This is a genomic window from Thermogemmatispora sp. (genome assembly GCF_042408735.1).
Taxonomy (GTDB): domain Bacteria; phylum Chloroflexota; class Ktedonobacteria; order Ktedonobacterales; family Ktedonobacteraceae; genus Thermogemmatispora.
Window position 1 is genome coordinate 1 of sequence record NZ_JBHOQV010000013.1, and the last position, 14,152, is coordinate 14,152.

The 14,152-nt window shown below is 60.0% G+C and carries 10 protein-coding genes and 1 tRNA gene; 6 read left to right on the plus strand and 5 right to left on the minus strand.

What is annotated here, in order from left to right:
* Positions 1-79: 79 nt before the first annotated feature.
* From ACFMO7_RS00805 to ACFMO7_RS00825, 5 genes are all read left to right on the plus strand, one after another.
* On the plus strand, positions 80-295 hold the full coding sequence (locus tag ACFMO7_RS00805) for a hypothetical protein (RefSeq protein ID WP_052888209.1): 216 nt from the start codon (positions 80-82) through the stop codon (positions 293-295).
* A 1,107-nt stretch (positions 296-1,402) separates the two neighbouring features.
* Positions 1,403-2,425, plus strand: a complete 1,023-nt coding sequence (ftsY, locus tag ACFMO7_RS00810) for a signal recognition particle-docking protein FtsY (protein ID WP_376793639.1) — start codon at positions 1,403-1,405, stop codon at positions 2,423-2,425.
* A 77-nt stretch (positions 2,426-2,502) separates the two neighbouring features.
* Positions 2,503-3,492, plus strand: coding sequence for an acetyl-CoA carboxylase, carboxyltransferase subunit beta (gene accD / locus ACFMO7_RS00815; protein WP_376793640.1), 990 nt, complete (start codon positions 2,503-2,505; stop codon positions 3,490-3,492).
* The gene (locus tag ACFMO7_RS00820; protein WP_376793641.1) at positions 3,476-4,435 is read left to right on the plus strand and encodes an acetyl-CoA carboxylase carboxyltransferase subunit alpha; all 960 of its coding nucleotides are present in this window, start codon (positions 3,476-3,478) and stop codon (positions 4,433-4,435) included. The genes accD and ACFMO7_RS00820 overlap by 17 nt, the downstream gene beginning before the upstream one ends.
* 186 nt (positions 4,436-4,621) lie before the next feature.
* Positions 4,622-4,702, plus strand: a tRNA-Leu gene (locus tag ACFMO7_RS00825).
* Positions 4,703-4,811: 109 nt separating this feature from the next.
* Here the strand turns inward: ACFMO7_RS00825 and ACFMO7_RS00830 are convergent.
* The 3 genes from ACFMO7_RS00830 to ACFMO7_RS00840 form a co-directional block, all read right to left on the minus strand.
* Complete coding sequence (locus ACFMO7_RS00830; protein ID WP_376793642.1) at positions 4,812-5,939, minus strand: YeiH family protein; 1,128 nt, start codon at positions 5,937-5,939, stop codon at positions 4,812-4,814.
* A 106-nt stretch (positions 5,940-6,045) separates the two neighbouring features.
* Positions 6,046-6,270: a hypothetical protein gene (locus ACFMO7_RS00835; RefSeq protein WP_376793643.1), complete on the minus strand. Its 225-nt coding sequence runs from the start codon at positions 6,268-6,270 to the stop codon at positions 6,046-6,048.
* Between the two features lie 2,081 nt (positions 6,271-8,351).
* Positions 8,352-8,480, minus strand: coding sequence for a hypothetical protein (locus tag ACFMO7_RS00840; RefSeq protein ID WP_376793644.1), 129 nt, complete (start codon positions 8,478-8,480; stop codon positions 8,352-8,354).
* Positions 8,481-8,833: 353 nt separating this feature from the next.
* Between ACFMO7_RS00840 and ACFMO7_RS00845 the strand changes: the two genes are divergently transcribed.
* A complete protein-coding gene (locus ACFMO7_RS00845; RefSeq protein WP_376793645.1) occupies positions 8,834-9,757 on the plus strand; it encodes an HNH endonuclease in 924 nt (307 codons plus the stop codon).
* A gap of 197 nt (positions 9,758-9,954) precedes the next feature.
* Here the strand turns inward: ACFMO7_RS00845 and ACFMO7_RS00850 are convergent, their stop codons facing one another.
* Together ACFMO7_RS00850 and ACFMO7_RS00855 are read right to left on the minus strand one after the other, a co-directional pair.
* On the minus strand, positions 9,955-13,308 hold the full coding sequence (locus tag ACFMO7_RS00850; protein ID WP_376793646.1) for a type 2 lanthipeptide synthetase LanM family protein: 3,354 nt from the start codon (positions 13,306-13,308) through the stop codon (positions 9,955-9,957).
* 582 nt (positions 13,309-13,890) lie between these two features.
* Positions 13,891-14,152: mersacidin/lichenicidin family type 2 lantibiotic (locus ACFMO7_RS00855; RefSeq protein ID WP_376793647.1), on the minus strand; the 262-nt coding region annotated here is incomplete at its 5' end.

A 14,152-nucleotide genomic window follows, 5' to 3' on the forward strand; every position in this document is an offset into this window, starting at 1 on the left:
CTTCTTCGCCCAGCCTCGCCTGGTCTCGTGGTTAGGCAGGCGAATACAATCCTCCAGAGAGAAGGAAGGAGGCGATTTCGTGGAATTCTCGTTTCCTCGGTGTCGCAAATGTAGTGAAGGTGATCTGGTTCCGCTTTCGGATTTCGGCAGCCAGGGAGCTTCTATCGAGTACAAGGCCTGGGTCTGTACCAATCCCTCTTGCCTGTACAACATCAAGATCAGGAATGGAGATATCATCATTAATGAACCGATTAGTGATGGCTCTCTCCACCAGTACCGTGGCAGCCGCTCGTGAACCGGCCTCCAGTCTCTAAGATCCCATCTGTAAAGCAATCAACACCGTACCTGGATGGCTTCGGTGGTGGGCGACAGGGATACCCGCCGCTGCCCTGCCCCCGATCCGGTTCTGTCGCGTGCAACGGTCCTCTTTGTTTGTCAACCTGCTGAAAAGGCTCCGGCAAGGTGCTCTGCTCTAGCTCTGCCTGATGCCTTTTCAGCGCGTGCTTGTAAAGCGAGGGCATCCTCACCTGCCGCGCGGCTCCGTCCCAGGTGAGCAGGCCCTCACTTACAAGTTCGCCTCGCTCAGGCTCTTCCTTGCTTCCCGCTCAGCCCGTCTCGCTCCTGACTCCCTCCCACCCAGCTTGAAGGACGAGCCTCCTGTCAACGAGAGCCTGGGAGTGCGGCGACCGGCGTTGACCTGGTCGCCAAAAGGGTCTGCTTTATAGATGGAGGGAGAGACAAGGCAGGCAGGCCATCAGCGGGTTTTGGGCCCCATCTGGACGCGGAGGTATGAGCGTGAGCGGTCGCTACAAGCTGCTGCCCCGATCCTCAAGAGACGAGCTGGTCGCTTGGCTGGCCCGGTCCCAACCCCTGCTTTCTGTCTGCTTTTGCCTGCCTGTTGTCTGCTACTCTTCTCGATTCCCCTGCGTCTCTCTCGCGAGCTATGGGAGGCGCTTTGTCTGGACCTCCCTTTACTTCCCTGCTGGGAATCGTCTACAATGAGATCTGATGGCTGGAACCGCCCCTGGGCGAGTCGTGTCTGTCCTGCCAGGTTGCTGGCGGCCAGGGGCGGATAAGGTTAGCAGTGCGAGGTATTCTGTCGTCTGCGGAAAGGTGCCATCTGGCCTCGGCTGCTCAATCCGGGAAGTGTGGTCCGGCCCTCGCCTGCAAGCTGGCCTCATCTCTGCGTACCCTCTCTGCCTGACGAGGGCCTGGGGTAGTCAGCGGTCGATCTCATGCTGGCGCTGGTCAGGGACTGCTGGCTGGCTGGCTGATAGGCCAGACGGCGGCGTGATCGGGGTAGGGTGAAGGAGCGGACAGGTGAGGGCGAAGGCGGGCACAGTGCGCTGTTTACGAACGGTGAGGCTAAAGTTGCTGATTGCCTGAAGGAGTCAAAAACACGGTGCTTAATAGATTTTTTGGCCGAAAACCAAAAGAGGAAGAAGAAGCTGTCAAACCAGCAGAGGAGGCGGGGGGACAAGAGGCAAAGGGAGGGGACTCGGCGTTCGAACAGCGGCTGAGCTTTCTCAAAGCCAGCTTGAGTCGGACTCGCCGGCTCTTCGGACGTGTCCAGGAGAGCTTTCGGCAGGATGAGCCGCTGACTGAAACCTTCTGGGATGAGCTTGAGGAGTCTCTGATCGAGGCCGACGTCGGGGTCAATACGACGACCTGGCTGCTTGAACGCCTGCGCGAGCGGGCCCAGCAGGAGCGCTTGCGGACGACCTCACAGGTGCGACGTGCCCTGCGCGAAGAGTTGTTGGCTCTCCTGGGCAAGGCGGCCCCGCTGCGCTTTGCCGCTCAGGCTCCCCTGACGGTCATGCTCGTTATCGGTGTCAATGGTTCAGGGAAAACCACCACAGTGGCCAAGCTGGCTTATCGCCTCAAGCAGGAAGGCCATCGGGTCATCCTGGCGGCTGCCGATACCTTCCGCGCGGGAGCTATCGAGCAGTTAAAAATCTGGGGCGAGCGTATCGATGTGCCGGTCATTAGCCAGAACCCCGGTTCTGACCCTGGGGCGGTCGTCTACGATGCCATTCAGGCCGGTCTCTCGCGCGGCCATGATGTGCTGTTGGTGGATACTGCGGGGCGCTTGCACACCAAATTCAACTTGATGGAGGAGCTGAAGAAGATCGGAAAGGTGGTGCAGAGGTTTCTGCCCGAAGGTCCCCAGGAGCTGCTGATCGTCATCGATGCAACCACGGGCCAGAATGCCCTCATGCAGGCGCGCAAGTTTGCTGAGGATATTGGTCCGACCGGCGTCATTATTACCAAGATGGATAGTACGGCCAAGGGCGGCTTTGCGTTTGCGGTCACCGATGATCTCGGGGTGCCGATTAAGTTCCTCGGCACCGGCGAGAAGGTCACCGATCTGACGCCCTTTGATCCCGAGAGCTTTGTTGAGGCGCTCTTGGCTCAAGGCGAATAGAGGGTGCGGGGCTGCGACAGCCGATAAAGATCTCATAAACGCGCACCGCCACGTCAAAACTATAAGAGGGTACTGTTATGGCAAAGGAAGCGGCGGGCTCTTCCGGTGGGCCTCAGCCTGAGCGCCGCTCAGGACCGGGGGTTGCTCCCGATAATTTGATGGTCAAATGTCCGAAGTGTAAGGAGATCCTCTATAGCCGCGACTGGGAGAAGAACTTAAAGGTCTGTTCACGCTGCAACTATCACTTTCGTCTGACTGCCCATGAGCGGGTCAATCTCCTGCTTGACCCCGGCAGTTTCGTGGAGCTGGACGCCGCTATGGTCTCGGTCGATCCCCTTAACTTTGTGAGCCGCTCGCAATCCTATGCGCAGAAGCTGCGGGAGGAGCAGGAGAAGGTCGGTCTCAGTGAGGCCGCCATTCGTGGCTATGGAACGATCGAGGGGTTGCCGCTCTCGCTGGCGGTCATGGACTTTCGCTTTATCGGCGGAAGCATGGGCTCAGTGGTTGGGGAGAAGGTGACGCGCGCCATCGAGCTGGGCCTCGAGCGTCGCTGGCCGGTGCTGGTCGTCTCCACCTCGGGTGGAGCGCGCATGCAGGAGGGTTTCTATTCGCTGCTGCAAATGGCCAAGACGGTTGCGGCCCTGGCGCGTCTGAGTGAGGCTCGTATCCCCTATTTCAGCTTGATTACCGACCCGACCACCGGTGGCGTCACAGCCAGCTTTGCCATGCTTGGCGACGTGATTCTGGCGGAGCCGGGAGCCTTGATTGCCTTTGCCGGTCCTCGGGTGATTGAGCAATTTATGCATGTCAAGTTGCCCGAGGGAACGGTCAATTCCGAGTTTGTACTTCAGCATGGCATGATCGATGCGGTGGTCCATCGACGCGAGCTGCGTGCCACCCTGGCCCGCCTGCTGCGCCTCTACAGAGTTCCCCCGCTGGCGGACCATACAAGAGAGGTTGCCCCTCGTCCAGGGCAGGCGCAAGTTGAGACCGCGACCCTGTTGTCTCGACAGCCATCGCAGTCGCGGGCCGAGGTTGGAGGAGGTCAGGATGGTCTACGATCTTGAGTTTGAGAAGCCGCTGGCGGAGCTGGAGAAGCGCATTGCCTCGCTGCAACGCAAAGGGGAGCGGCTCCGCCCCGAGGAACATGTCCAGCTCCAGGAGTATGAGCGCGAACTGCGCCGCCGGACAGAGGAGATCTATCGCAATCTGACGGCCTGGCAGACGGTCCAGGTGGCCCGTCATAAGGATCGCCCCTACACCGCCGATCTCATCCACCTGATGTGCGATGAGTTTTTCGAGCTTCATGGCGACCGCCGTGTGGGTGATGATCATGCCATTATCGGTGGCCCGGCCCTCTTCAATGGGGAGACGGTGATGATCATCGGCCATGAGAAGGGCCGCGGGATGCGCGAGAAAATGTATCACAATAATGGGATGCCTCATCCCGAGGGCTACCATAAGGCGATCCGCCTGATGGAGCAGGCTGAGAAGTTTGGCTATCCGGTGATCTGCCTGGTCGATACGCAAGGAGCCTTTCCCGGCCTGGAAGATGAGGAGCGCGGTCAGGGCAGCGCCATTGCCGCCAGCCTCTATGTGATGGCGCGCCTGCGTGTGCCGATCATCGCCGCCGTCATTGGCGAAGGCGGCAGCGGCGGCGCTCTGGCGATCAGCGTGGCTGACCGCCTGCTCATGTTGGAATATAGTATTTATACAGTGGCCGCTCCCGAGGCCGCCGCCTCGATTATCTGGCGCGATAAGGTCTATGCCCCCCAGGCAGCGGAGGCGATGCGCATCAGTGCCCGCGAACTCTATGCCCTGGGACTGATCGATGAGCTGGTTCCTGAGCCGCTGGGCGGGGCTCACCACAATCATCGTCTGACGGCGGAAAATCTGAAAGCTTCCCTGATTCATCATCTGGAAGAACTGAAGAGCATTCCTGTTGATCGTCTGCTGCAGCTTCGTTACGAGAAGTATCGCGCTGTCGGACCATTTGGCTTTGCCTCGTGACGGGGAAAAGTCCCGACACGCGTGCTTTTCTGTTTCCTCATGCGGGGCTTGACATCAGAAACCGACTTTTGTATACTGAGAGCTGCCAGGCCGTCAAGCGCTCTCGCTGGTTGCCGGGCTGGCAGCTTCCCTGACCCATTTCGCCAAGCCTGAGTCGCCGTCTCCGTGGGGACGGCCAGCTTCAGGGCCGGTGTGGCGGAACGGTATACGCGCCTGTCTCAAAAACAGGTCCCGCAAGGGTTGTGAGTTCGAATCTCACCACCGGCACCTCCATACCATAGAGGAAGAGAGCGGGATGGCTCCTCTAGCAAAGAGCCACCCCGCTCTCTTTTTGCTGTCCTGCGGCCCGATTGGTTAGATGCCTTGAAGAAGCTCGCTAGCTGTGGAAGGCAAAGACGCCAAAGATAAGGAAGGCCAGCAGCAGGGCGAAAGCGGTGTTGAAGAGCGTGGCCAGGCCATAGACAAGCACTGGCCGCAGACCGGCCTCTCTGAAGCCTTCCAGGCGAAAGCCCAGGCCGATGCTCACAAAGGCGAGCGTGAAGAACCAGGTCCGTAGAGCATTGAGGTCGCTGAGTATCGCCTGGCTGGACTGCAACAGATGCAGATTGATTAGTACTGTCATGACCAGCGAGGCGAGCACGAAGCCAATGACGAACTTGGGGAAGCGCGTGAAGATCTCGCTCCAGCGCGGTCGCTCGCGCCCGCTGTCTCGTTCGACGCGCGTGATCCAGTAGAGGGTAAGCAGGAAGGCGATCAGACCAATCAAGGCGTTCTGCGAGAGCTTGACGACGGTGGCGTACTGCAGAGCGACCTGTCCCGCGATGGCACCACTGGCGGTGACGGCAGCGGTCGTGTCAATGTTGCCGCCGATCCAGGCTCCTGCCACGGCCTGGCTGAGCTGCAGCCAGTGAGCGATCAGCGGCTGCAGAAAGATGAGCGGCAGCGAGAAGACAATCACCAGGCTGGCAACGTAGCCCAGTTGCTCGCGTCTGGCCTGCACCGCCGCCGCAGCGGCGATGGCCGCGCTAACGCCGCAGATTGAGACCGAGGCGGCGATCAGGGCGCGGAGGTGACGCTCTAGCTTGAAGGCTCCTCCGAGGAACCAGGCTGTGAAGAAGACAGAGGTGATCAGCAAAATGGCCTGGATGATGCCCCCGATGCCAATCTTGAGCAGGTCGAAGAGGTTAAGGCCGGCTCCCAGAAGAATGACTCCTGTTTTGAGAAATAGCTCGGTCCGAAAGGCGGCGGCCAGCCGCTCGCGCCAACCCAGAACTGTCAGGATGGCGTTGGCCAGCAGACCCAGGGCAATGGCGTACACGGGAAACTCGATGCTGCTGAGCGTGCGCCGGACGGTGCCACTGAAAAAGGTAGGAAAGACTTTGGTCAGCCACCATACGGCCACACTCAGGACAAAGACAATCAGCAGGGAGCCAAGCAGCGCGGCCCAGCGTCCTTCAGGTCTGCGCTCGCTCGATGCTGAAATAAGTGATGTGCTTGTGCTCACTTGGCGCTCCTCCTATCTTTTCCTGTTGTAGGCATTCCCGCGCTTGTGAACAGGTACAGAGCTGAAAGCAGGATGACAAAACGTATGCTCGTCCGCATGATCAGGACTAGGGAATGGAGTGCAGAATGCGGGCGACGATCAGGACAACCAGGGTCAGCCCAAGAATGAGGGCCCACCAATCTTCGTTGAGCAGACGATACCAGGGGCGCGCGATCAGGGAGCCGCTGGCACCGCCTGCTGGGCTGTTCTCGGTGGCACTATGAGATGACCCTTCTACTGGCTGATCGCCTTCATGAGTTGGGGGCAGTGGCAGGCTTTCCTCTGCAGCCATCGTCTTTCTTTCCTCCTTCTTTTCTCCTTAGCTGGCTCACCGGCTGTGGGCTGGGAAAGGCTCTATTGTCTGCTCCAGCCGGTGAAGCCGGACTCTGGGTGTCAGCCTTGCCCGGCGATCGGCTACGCCAACGGATGACCACCGGTCTGGCACTATCCCTAAAGTTGATATTGTTGATTAATTTAGTAATGAAAGTGTGCCATAGTCAGGGGCTGCCTGTCAAGGCCCAGGCCGAGAAACAGCTGTGCCGGACAGGAGTGCCGAGAAGGAAGGGAAAGAGGGGACCATCTTTGGTCTCTCCCTCTATACTAGGGAAGGGAAAAGCGCTGAGCCTGGTGCGTGATCCTTGAAGGAAGCAAAGATGCTTCACAGCGCATTTCATGCGTTGTGGGGAGCAGTCTGGCTGACTGCTCCCTCTCGGGTCTGCCGGGCTAGAGCAGCCAGCCTTGAAAGGGAGCGCTCCAGGCTGGTATCTGCCGACAGGTCTGCTGCTCTCCGATAGAATCTGCTCCTCAACCGGCAAGCGATGCGGTGCACATTTTCTGAGGCTTCCCTACTAAATAGTGTTTCTCTGGTGTTGAGCATCTCCTGCCACTCGCTTAGCAGGCGATCTTCTCAGTGATCGTTGCTGTATTTCAAGTCAACGACCTCCGCCTGGAAGCGACGGCTTGTGTTTGCCTCTGCTGGACTCCGCCGCAGCTCACCCTACCTTTGCAGTGCAGGCGCGCTGCTTTGGCTTCGTTGTTCGAGCCATCAGGGATGCTTGTCGACCATCCCTGATGGCTCAGTCCTGCCGGACCAGGAGCGTTGTGAGCGTAAGGTTGCGCTCACTCACCGGATCCCCATGAAGCTGGTACCCCCGCTGCTGGCGGACAAAGCGTAACCCCTTGCTTATGCCGTCTGCATCGGCGATGCGACCACATGGGAGATGCGGCTTCGAGGTATCATCGGCATCCACTTTGTTTGATGGTAAGCGACCCCGAAAGCGCTGCCTTGTAGCTGATAAGCGCTTGAGGCTGTGCAAAGGACCGAACCATCGGGGGGAGAGATAGCTGGCTTGACGGGCCTGGGGTGAGACCGGTTCCTGTCCTCTCGCCCGGCTTTTTGCACCGGGTTTTCAGCGTCTGAAGCGCTCTCGAAGATGGGTCAGGTCTTCCAGGCCAAAGAGGGTCTGCGGACGCTCACTGATGATCACTCTGACTACCAGGTAGTTGGCGTGCTGCCTCAACCGTCTCTCTCGTTGGCCGAAACGTCACACGCAACGTTTCGCACCGCCTGTGCCTTTCTGCTGCAAGCGGTTCCTGTGTCGGGCATAATGGTTGGCACGGTGTCTGACTCGTTCCTCCGGGCGAAGGCGGGCCGGGCCTGTCAAGGTGAAGGTCACCGCCAGGGAGCGCAGGCCCCCATCCACGCCCGAGACTTCGGTGAGATGTTCGCTGAGTGGTTTGGGAAGATCAATCCTTGAGGGAGGGGAGCAGATAGAACTGCTTCTTTGGCCGATCATAGCGCAATTTTTGCATCCCCGATGTGGCTCCCTGCCTGATGGGCACCGGGTGCTTGTCATGGCCCTGGTGGGGGAGGCTGGTGCGCCCGTTTAAGGTTCCGACGCTCATCTGACCCTCACGTTGAAAAGGGTAGTCCCGCTTGTAGGTGTTACTGCACCGTCAGGAGAACCGTACTTTGGTGGCTGATCCAGCTCTTGAAGGCTTCTCTTGGTGATCTTCTTGCAACGATGTTCGGTGTTCTTCTTGAGCTTCGTCCATAGCCCCTTGTGGGGAGTGGCTACCTGTCGCTTGACGCTACAAGCTAGCGAGTTGAGAAGGAAGGCCGTACCGTATGTGCAGTTTGGGATACGTCCCTTTGTGTAGAGTGATCACGTCGCTGGTTCTGCCCTGCTTGAAAGTGTAGCCACTCGCCGCATTGAGCGCATCACGATAGGCCAGTTGCGTTGTGCCTGGTGTGGCAAACTGCTCTGGTGTGGCGATGAGCCTGAGTTCGGCAGTGAAGATCTATTTCCTGTCGTTGGCTTGTGTGCGGGATGGGAAACGGCCCCGCTCCTGAGCGGCTGGCGCTGCTAGGCCCTACAAAGCTATTCCGCTCGGACTTGCCGCTGCCGGTAGTGCCACACTGCGACGGTGACACTCTTCATACTCCTCCAGGGATTCTTCGATGAGTGGACCACTCATGTAGCCCACAGGTATTTGCTTCATGGATACGACGGATTTCCTGCTCGATAGCCAGCTTACCAGGATCTGTTCCACCGCTTGAGGGATCGGACAGAGTGATAGGTCAGTTTGTGCGTTTTTATGCTGGAAATGTATACATTTAGGCATCAAAAAGTCTCGAAGATTTTGGTATTCCTGAAAGAGCTTCCTTCTCCCTAGATGAATCCTGGGGAAATCCGGCTGTGCCTTCATGAGGGCAGCTAGGAGCATGGTTGTATAATGAAGCATATTTCTTCTGGCATCCTCCGAGAGTAAGGAGTGGACCAATGGTCACCTGCCGACGTTGTGGGAAACCGTTCCAAGGGCTTGCTGCCTTCCTCCTCTTCAAGAGACGCCTCATGCTCTGCCGGAGCTGTGACCGCCAGTTGCGTCGGATCGCAAAGCACTATCGTCGAACCTTTGTTGCGACCTTTAGTGACGGTATCTTCACGCCGGAAAAATGGTCGCAGTTCCGACAGAGCGCCCTGGCGGCGGGATTAGAGGAAGACCGACTCATGGCGGCCTTGCGCCGGGACGCTCCGCAGGTCATTGAGTGGATTCTGGAGCGCGCCACGGCAGAGGCCCCGCTTACCGATGAGATAGAGGCCCTGATCCATCGCCTGATTGCTCTCTTTCGGCTCTCTCCCGAGCAGGCTGAGCCGTTGCATCGACGTTTGATGATCCTGAATATTTATCGTGGGCGTCTGCCTGTAGTGCCTCATCTGGAGCTAGAGGGACAAGGGTTACGCCTGGAATCAGATGAGATCTGCCACCTGCTGGCGCCGGTTACTTATTATCGCCTGACTAATAGTAATGCTGCTCCCAAGCCCGTAGAAGGGCAGTTACTGGCCTCGAGCAAGAAGCTCCGCTTTCTTGCCCCTACGGGGGGCACTGCCATCCCCTGGAACTCGGTCATGCGTATTCAGCTATCCTGGATGGGTGATCCTCCGCGGCAAGGTTTGCTTCTCGAGCTGGCCAGGAAAGCGGGCAGCGGCTTTTATCTTCTGCCTGATCCGGAGATGGCTTGTGCCATTATCGACACGCTGGTGCGGATGGCAAAGCGTCAACTAGTGCCTGCTGATGAGGTAAATAGTCGTTATATTCCTCAAGAGGTACGTATTGCCGTGTGGACGCGGGACGGGGGACGCTGTGTCGAGTGCGGTGCAACCGACTATCTGGAATTCGATCATATTATCCCTCTCAGCAAGGGGGGAGCTACCAGCGCAGAAAATCTGCAGCTCCTCTGTCGCAAATGCAATGCCAGAAAGAGGGATCTCCTCTAGTCTCAAAGCTGATCGGTCTAGGAAGGTCGTGGCCAGAGGACAACTGAACTGAGGGTCTCATCTCAGCCTGGCGGGGAGCAGTCTCTGCGATTGCTCCCCGCTCTTGGCTTGTCTGCTGTTGGAGACGCTGTCGCTGGCTGGCTTTCTCTTATGCAAAAAGCTTCGCCGGCTGGAGAGATCGGCGCGGCGGGCTGCTGTCAGGATGGCCTGGGGGGTGCCAGCAGCAATACCGATGGGACGCGCTCCGGAGCGGCCAGGCGTAAGAGGGCCAGGCCGCTACCTGCCAGTCCTGTCATCAGGCCGGGAGTCTCCACGCCGAAGGGGACGCCACAGACCCAGCCCTGGCGCTCCATGTTCTCCAGCAAGGCGGCGGCAATGCGAGGAATATGTTCCGCGAAGGCCTCGCCGGGCAGCACGTGGGCCGCCGTAATCAAGATGTCGAGATTCCCCAGATCTCCGTGACAGAGAGAGTGATTGAGGCCGAAGCCTTGCGTCAAGGTGGTTCGCAGTCCAACCTTGATCTCCTCGGCCAGTTGCCCGTCGTCGAGAAGGGAGAGCATGGTCAGGCGCGAGAGGGCGATACCTGGAGCGCCGTGGCACCAGGCTACCATGTACTTCTCTCCTGAACTCGCTGTTGGCCGAGTATCAGCGGAAGGTGGACGCTGGCGCAGGTCCAGCCAATTCTGGCGCGCCGGCGAGAAAAGGGTCCGCTCATAGGCCAGAGCCGCGCGGGCCGTCTCCAGGAAGCGTCTCTCCCCACTGGCCTGAGCCAGTTGCATCAGATACAAGGCGATTCCGGCGTTGCCGTGGGCGAAACCGGCCAGAGGGACCGGCTGGCGGGCGGTTGGCCAGCCACAGCCACCCTGCGCCTGGGGTTGGGCATGAGCCAGCAGATGCTCACCGCAGCGGATTGCGGCCTCCAGGGTCTCGGGCGACGGCGCCACGCTCTGCAGGCAGAGGAGGGCCGCGATGGCGCCTGCCGCCCCGCCGATCACATCATAGATCTGGTCCTGTTCGACCTTTGACAGGAGCAAGGGAACCAGTTCCTCCGCCTGGCGGTAGAGGGCTGGCTCCTCCCAGAGAGCGCCCAGATGGCTGAACAAGTAGATCAAGGAGCCAAGGCCGTTGAAGGCCCCGATTCCATAGGCGCGGGGGAAGTATTTCCGCCGCATAATCAGATGCTGGATCGTATGCACAGCCTGGCGGGCCAGCCCGGTATGGCGCTCCTCGCCTGTCAGGTGGCCGAGGTAAGCCAGAAAGAGGGCGATGCCGGCCAGGCCATTGTAGAGATCGCCGTCGGCGGGGAGGAGGTGCCACTCGCGATCGTTGACCGGCGTTACGCCCAGCCATCCCACGTACTCACCCTGGTAGAGAGCGAACTGACGCAAGCGGTTGCCAATAGCGGAAGCGGCAGCCAGCAGCCGCTCCAGCGTTGGCGGGCTGTGGGCCGGGTGCAGCTCCAGGCGCGTATAGCTCTGCGGGGTGGTTGCCTCAATCATGCTCGTGAAAGAAGCGCGAATGATCCAAAGCTGCTTCTCCAGGTCCTGCTCGCTCAGCTCGGCCAGGCGTCGGCGCACCACCGCTAGCCCTGGCTCGCAGAAGAAGGCGGGCAGCCGCTCGCCCTCCGAAGTAAAGAGGTCGGTCGATGCGGCTGTCGTGGTAAAAACCGGAACGTCGCCGCGCCACAGATCGCGGCGCTCGGCTGGGATCAGCGGCACCAGGTAGGGGAGGCGCTCCGTGGTGGCCCATAGCCGATCGAACAAGCGATCGCGATCCAGGGCATCGCGCAGGACATTAGGATGGAGGCTATCAACCAGCAACTGAGTGTAGATCCGCGTTGGGCGAAGGACGCAGCGTACCTCTACATCGGCGAAACGCGGCAGGTAGGTTTCCAGCAGCTCTGAGCGCTCAGCCATGAGGAGCCGATAAGCGCGCGTAAAGCCTTCGATCACGGACTGGCTGTAGTCCAGCACATTGATATCCTGATCATTGAGGCGAGGGCGGTTCTCCTTGACGGGCAGCTCAACGCGCTCATTTGTCAGACGCATTTCGTCGGTGCCGGTGCCTTTCCAGGTAGGGACCGGGCGCGGTGAAAGCTGACCGGGCTGGCCGCCGAGGCCACTCATATCGATGCCCTCACCTTCCTGGTTTGACCAGAGGCGCTGAGGCAGCAGTCCCACGCGCAGGACGGAGTGGCCGATCGCCTCCAGGCCCGGTGCTCCCTGGGCCTGCAGCACCTCTGGATTGATCTGCGGCAAGAAGAGCGTCTCCAGGTCGATCAGCATGGGATACTCGCCGGAGGCGATAATATTCTCCGCATGGAAATCCGAGGCTTCCAGGGCGTAGAGCAGAGCCAGATAGGCCCCCTGGCGTAGATAGAAGCGCTCGATCTCCTCGCGCGAGCAGCATTGACGAGCCTGGACGAACTCGACCCAGCCGTAGGGGCCGCGATCAAGCACCTTCAGCGTGCGCAGGGGAGGAGTAAAGCCCCGCTCATTCAGCCAGGCCAGTAGCTCCTGGAAATGGCAATCGATGGCCAGCGAGCGCGGTTTATAGACCAGGCGGAACCCCGAGTCCCAGCGAAGCAGCATGACGCTCTGCCCGTTGCGGTGCAGATCGCCGGCGCCCTGGTGGATCTCACATAGAGAGCCAGCTTCTCCCTGGGGGAGAAAAGTGGCGCAAATCAGGGGCCAATCGCGAGCAAGGCGCTCCAGCAGCTCCAGCGAGCGAGAGACCCAGCGCTCAAGCGTCTCAGTCACCAGGCGCGCCAGCACCACGTACTCCTGCAGGAAATCGAGCGTCGCCTCGCGCTCGCTCAGCCGCTCCAGAAAATACTGAAAACGCTCCTCGGAAGTTGCCCCCTGCAGGCGTCCCTGAACGCGCGCGACATGCAGCTCTAACACAATAGCGCGCGAAACTGCAGGCAGCAGTAGCCCGGGAATGTTGCACGCCAGCAGATCCAGCACCTTCTCCTCGTCGAACGAGAAGAAAGGGGCGCCTTGGGCCAGCTCGTGTAAGCCGGAGGCCAGCTTATGCCTGGCGCGCCTGATTAGCGGCAGAAAGGGGTGGAGGAACGAGCGGGTATGGCTGCCCTCTGCCAGACTGGGCAGAGGCCAGGACTGGCCTGCCCTCTTTTCGTCTTCATGGTCTGAAGTGGCAGCGACGTCGCAGGGAGCGAAAGCCTCGCTGAGGGCCACCAGCCAGCTTGGAGGAGTGAGGCAGCGTGCGCGCAATGCCTCGGCAGGTTCACCCAGCAGGAGCAGCAGCTCCTCCTCGCTCAGCTCATCGAGCGCCAGGCGGGCAGCAAAGCGGCCCTCCTCCTCACTTAAGGCTGGCAGCTCCTTCCAGCGCTGCAGGCGTCGGTGGGCCTGAGCCAGGGCCTCAGCATCCAGTGCCTCCAGCCCAGGGGAAGGCGAAGCTGCGCGCAACAGGGCCAGGCGCTCGTTCAGCGTCAAAGCGCGATACCAGCTGGCTTCTTGCCAGCGACCCTGCAGATAGGGAACAGAAGCGGTGATTGTCTCGCTTGTTGTCTCGCTTGTCGTCTCACTCATGGGATCACGTTGTGAGAGGCGACGCCGACACAGGCGACCCTACCGCCCTGAGAGAGCGCGGCAGCGAGGATGCCACGGCTGCGCCGCCTCTTCCTTCTTTCTTCCTTCTTTCGTTGGTTACCTGCTAGTCAGCGATGGATTGCTGTAGCACTTCGTGCCAGGCGCGGGCGTGGCTTGTGGACTCGACGCGGCAGGCGGGGGGAGCGGTGCGACAGGAACCTGTGACCGCCGGGGGGGAGAGCGCGTGCCGCGGCCAATCTCGATTGGCTCTCCTGGTATGGAGCCTGACAAGGGCAGGCCCAGTCGACCATCCTGCCATCCATCGTTGCCTGTGTGTGGGGGGTTCGACCCGGCACGGCTCGAAGCGCTCCCACCAGAGGGAGCTGGGGGCTTTCTACGTGGGACCATCTAACAGGCGTCTGCCTCTTCTGGAATAGAAGAGATAAGCAAGCGCCAGGAGGCTAAGCCTGGCATAGTAGCCTCAACTGGCGCAAACAGAGGGTCGGGACGGAGTCAGGCATCCCAACCCTCTGTGTATCCTGATCAGGCCATACCGAGACCCCTGGCGTGGGGCGACGACCGCTAGAGACAGCCGCCGGCGGCGTTGGTGTTGCAGAGGCCGAGGAGCACAGCCAGGGACTGCAGACAGAGCACGGCAACCGTGTTATTGCACTCGTCGGTGTTGCCATGACCGCCCTGGACGGCCTCCAGATCTGCATCAGTCAGCTCGACCTCACCGATGGGGCTCTCAGGCAGCAGGCTGAGCTCCTCCTCGCTGAGGCTCTGGCGATAGGCTTCATCTTTCCATGCGCGAACGATGTCGAACTTCATGTGCGTGCGTTTC